We start from the raw sequence: 4,751 nt of genomic DNA on the forward strand, positions 1-4,751 counted from the left end.
TGAAACGATTCGACAACCAGCTTACCTTCCGGCCATGGAAAGCGCCGCGCGGCGCAGGGCAAGTACCCCCGCCAACGCAGGGCAGGTTCCCGCCGGCGCAGGCAAGCGCCCCGCCACCCATCGAAAGCTCCCCCTCGACGCACGGTAGGTGCCCCCCGCCGCCCATCGAAAGCTCCCCCTCGACGCACGGCAAGCGCCCCCGCGGGTGCAGGGGCCCTCGTCGGCGCACGGAAAATGCCCCGCCGGAAACGACGGGGCACTTACCTGCAGCGCTACAGCCTTCGCGGTAGGCCTTCGCTGCTACAGCTTCGCGGCTACTTGCCGAGGAACTTCTCGAAGCCCTTGGGCAGGTTCAGCGCCGACGGATCGAAGTCCTGCCCGTCCTGCGGGACACCGAAGGCACTTCCGGCGGGAACGGAGGCCTTGTTCTTGCGGCGTTCCTCGGCCTCGCGCAGCTCCTGTGCCGCCTTGGCCGGGTTGCCGGAGCGGGCCTTCTTCTTGCCCTTGGCGGTCTGCTGCTTCTTCCGTGCGCCGCCGAAGCCGCCCGGCCCGGCCACGCCCGGCATGCCAGGGATGCCGCCGCCCTGGGCCATCTTCTTCATCATCTTCTGGGCCTGGCCGAAGCGCTCCAGCAGGCCGTTGACCTCGGACACGTGCACGCCGGAGCCCTTGGCGATGCGGGCGCGGCGGGAGCCGTTGATGATCTTCGGGGCAACGCGCTCGTGCGGGGTCATCGACCGGACGATGGCCTCCACGCGGTCGATTTCCCGTTCATCGAAGTTCTCCAGCTGCTGGCGCATGTTGGCGGCGCCGGGCATCATCATGAGCATCTTCTTCATCGAGCCCATTTTGCGGATCTGCTGCATCTGGGCGAGGAAGTCGTCCAGCGTGAAGTCTTCCTGGTCGGCAAACTTCTGCGCCATCCGCTCGGCTTCGCCCTTGTCCCAGGACTTCTCCGCCTGCTCGATCAGGGTGAGCATGTCGCCCATGTCCAGGATGCGGTTAGCCATCCGGTCCGGGTGGAAGATCTCGAAGTCGTCCAGGTTCTCGCCGGTGGAGGCGAACATCACCGGCTTGCCGGTCACCGACGCCACGGAGAGCGCCGCGCCGCCGCGGGCATCGCCGTCGAGCTTGGAGAGCACCACGCCGGTGAAATTGACGCCTTCGTTGAAGGCCTGCGCGGTATTGACCGCGTCCTGGCCGATCATCGCGTCGATCACGAAGAGCACTTCGTCCGGGTTCACGGCGGCGCGGATGTCAGCTGCCTGCTGCATCATCTCGGCGTCGACGCCCAACCGTCCGGCGGTGTCCACGATGACGACGTCGTAGAGCTTTTGCCGCGCCTCGGCCACGCCGTCGCGGGCCACGGCCACCGGATCGCCGGTAACGGCGTCGAACTCGGACTGCACGCCGGGGTGCGGGGCGTAGACCGGCACGCCGGCGCGCTGGCCGTTGACCTGGAGCTGGGTCACCGCATTGGGGCGCTGCAGGTCGGCTGCCACCAGCAGCGGGCTGTGGCCCTGGCTCTTGAGCCACTTGGACAGCTTGCCCGCCAGGGTGGTCTTGCCGGCACCCTGCAGGCCGGCGAGCATGATCACCGTCGGCGGGGTCTTGGCCAGCTTGATGCGCCGTGTCTCGCCGCCGAGGATGTTGACCAGCTCGTCGTTGACGATCTTGACGACCTGCTGGGCCGGGTTCAGCGCCGCGGAGACCTCTTCGCTGAGCGCGCGTTCCTTCACGTGGGCCGCGAACTCGCGCACCACGGGCACCGCGACGTCGGCGTCGAGCAGGGCTCGCCGGATTTCGCGTACGGTGGCGTCGACGTCGGCCTCGGACAGCCGTCCCTTGCCGCGCAGATTCTTGAAGGTTGAGGCCAACCGGTCAGAGAGTGAATTGAACACGCGCCGTGTCTACTTTCGTCGATCTGGTTCACAGTCCCCGGGCCGCGCCGGAGTTCAGCACTTAAGGGTATCAACTGGCGGTGGCGGCAGTCGCGCCGGAAATCGCGACGACGCGGCCGCCGGCTCGTATTGCGTTGAGGAACCGCGGTAAGGAGGAACGCCGGTGGGTTCCGTACCTCGCACGGCCCATGGAACGTTCCCCCTGCGGTACAGCCGTGGCAAGGTGGGAACGTGAGCGCTGAACAGACCCAGACACAGGACAAGATCCAGCCCGAGGACGTCTCCACCCCCGCTGCCGACGGGCCGCTGCAGATCCGGACGCTGCTGATCCTGGGGGCTTCCGGCGACCTAACCGGCCGGCTGCTGCTGCCCGGGCTGGGCAAATTGATCGCGCAAGGCAGGACCAGCGGGCTGAAAGTGGTGGGCGCTGGCTCGGATGACTGGGACGAGGGCAAGTGGCAGGAACGCGTCCGCGGCGCCTTTGATTCCTGCGCGGTGGACGCGAACGACGACGGACGGCGGCAACTGCTCGACGTCCAGGACAACACGCGGTACCACTCGGTGGACGTGACGTCGGAGGGTGCACTGGCGAACTTGCTGGCCGCGCTGGATGGCCCGGTGGCCGTGTTCTTTGCCCTGCCGCCCGCCGTCAGCCAGAAAGCCTGCGAGATGCTCCGGCCCGAGGACGTGCCGGAGGGAACCCGGCTGGTGTTGGAAAAGCCGTTCGGCTCCAGCCGTGAATCGGCCGCATCGCTGAACAAGACGCTGTTGAGGCTGGTGCCGGAGGACCATATCCACCGGGTGGACCACTTCCTGGGCAAGGCAACGGTCTTCAACATCCTCGGCCTGCGCTTCGCCAACCGCCTGCTGGAGCCGCTGCTCAGCAATGAACATGTGGCGAAAGTCGAGATCTTCTATGATGAGTCCCTGGCTTTGGAGGGTCGTGCCCGTTACTACGACGGGGCCGGCGCGCTGCGTGACATGATTCAAAGCCACTTGCTGCAGGTGATGGCGCTGACCGCCTTGAACGCCCCGGCCACCATCAAGGAGCGGGACCTGCGCGACCATATCGGCAGCGTCCTGCGCGCCAGCAGCGTCAGCCCGGATTTCGCCAAGAGCACGCGGCGTGCCCGCTACACCGCCGGCAGGATCGGCGACCGCGACATTCCGGACTACGCCGCCGAACCGGGCGTGGACCCGGCCAAGAAGACCGAAACCTTGGCCGAGGTTGAAGTCTCGATCAACAACTCTCGGTGGTCCGGTGTGCCGTTCATCCTCCGCTCGGGCAAGGCTTTGGGCAAGCCCCAGAAGGAAGTGATCATCACCTTCAGGCCGGTCAACCACCTGCCCACGGGCTTCAAGGGCATCGACGCCCCGACCCGGCTGCGGATTGGGCTCGGACCGGAAACCCTTCAACTGGAGATCGACGTGAACGGCCCGGGCGACATCTTCACGTTGGACCGGGCGGTCATGAGCGCCGACCTGCACTCGGCCGACCTGCTGCCCTACGGCGAAGTGTTGGAAGGCGTGCTGCGTGGCGACCCGCTCCTGTCCGTCCGCGGGGACACCGCCGAGGAGTGCTGGCGGATAGTCGAGCCCGTGCTGAAGGCCTGGGAAAAAGACGAAGTGCCTTTGGAAGAGTACGAAGCGGGCAGCAACGGTCCGTCCGGCTGGGATACTTCACGAAGCGACAGACCACTCCCCTAACGGAACTCTAGGCCTCCAAATGCCTAGAATGGTGGTTGGGTGTCTAGAACGGTGGTTAGGTGTTGTCCCACGGGCCGTCCGTGGCTTCGTCGCCGCTGGCGTCGCCACCGGTGTCGCCCCGGGGACGGTCTGCCCCAGTGCCCGTGCTTTCCGTGGCATCGTCTCCGCCGGGTGTCGCGGGGAGCGTGAGTGTCCACCCTTCGTCGGGGGTGGTGGTGTGGGTGTGGCCGGAGCGGGTCGTGAAGTGCAGGGTCCCGTCGGGGTCTTGGGTGACGGTTCCGCCGCCGTTGTGTTTGGTTTTGTGCCCGGGTTTGCACCTGGCACTGAGATTTTCCAGGACTGTTCGGCCGCCGTCTTCCCATGCGACCGTATGGTCGATCTCGCACTGGTCCGCCGGGACTGTGCAACCGAAGTCCCGGCAGTGCCGGTCTCGTAGCCGGACGAGGCGTTTGAGCCATTCGGGCGGGTGGCGCAAGTCTTTGGCGACGGCGGCTGCCTTGCCATAGTCATCGGTGAGCACGATCAACCAGGACTTCGCCAGCGCGGCAAGGTCGCGGGTCATGCCCGGCGGAATGGGCCCGTACCCGGTGAGGTCACCGGGTTCTTCGGAAAGCCGCAGCAAGGTTGCAAGGGGCGCGGTCACGGCGACGGAAGCGGTCACGCTCCCACCCCCGCAGGTGCAAGGCCCCTGCCGTGCCGTTGCGGTGGCCGCGGTGTTTCGGGCGGTGTCCACCGCAACTTCCGGGTCTGGGATCTCGGGGCCGGTTTCTTTGGTGGTGCCCGGTAGGGTCCCGACGGCTGCGGAGCCGGGGGCTGCCCCGGATCCGGCCGCAATTCCGGAACCGGTTGCTGCTCGCGAACCGGTGGCCGTTTGGTTGGCTGCTGTTTCTCCATTGTGTGTTGCCGTCTGGGTGGCGGCTGTGTCGCCGGCGGTGGCTCCGCTGGCGGTGGCGCTGGCTGTAGCGGGCCGGTAGGCGTGGCCGGGGTAGCGCAGGAGCATATCGGTGAACACGTCGGCGCGGAGCTGGCCCAGGGTTCGGGTTTCGTCAACGGTTTGGAGTTTGCGGGCGTGGGCCTGCATCAGGTTGTAGGCGAGCAGCGCCTTGTCCGCGCTGGTACGGATGTAGAGTTCGGCCATCCCGT

At 66.9% G+C, this 4,751-nt stretch carries 3 protein-coding genes; 1 reads left to right on the forward strand and 2 read right to left on the reverse strand.

The genetic code is table 11. The annotated features are described in order from the left end of the window. Nucleotides 1-314: 314 nt before the first annotated feature. Nucleotides 315-1,901 (reverse strand): signal recognition particle protein, encoded by a 1,587-nt coding sequence (gene ffh, locus AC5RV2_RS14715; RefSeq protein WP_494092946.1) that lies wholly within the window; start codon nucleotides 1,899-1,901, stop codon nucleotides 315-317. Nucleotides 1,902-2,213: 312 nt separating this feature from the next. On the opposite strand from ffh, the gene AC5RV2_RS14720 reads away from it, so the two are divergent. Further along, on the forward strand, nucleotides 2,214-3,608 hold the full coding sequence (locus AC5RV2_RS14720; protein WP_494092948.1) for a glucose-6-phosphate dehydrogenase: 1,395 nt from the start codon (nucleotides 2,214-2,216) through the stop codon (nucleotides 3,606-3,608). Nucleotides 3,609-3,663: 55 nt separating this feature from the next. Here the strand turns inward: AC5RV2_RS14720 and AC5RV2_RS14725 are convergent. Beyond that, nucleotides 3,664-4,751: HNH endonuclease (locus tag AC5RV2_RS14725; RefSeq protein ID WP_494092947.1), on the reverse strand; the 1,088-nt coding region annotated here is incomplete at its 5' end.

It is taken from the genome of Arthrobacter sp. Y3225116, assembly GCF_059091245.1.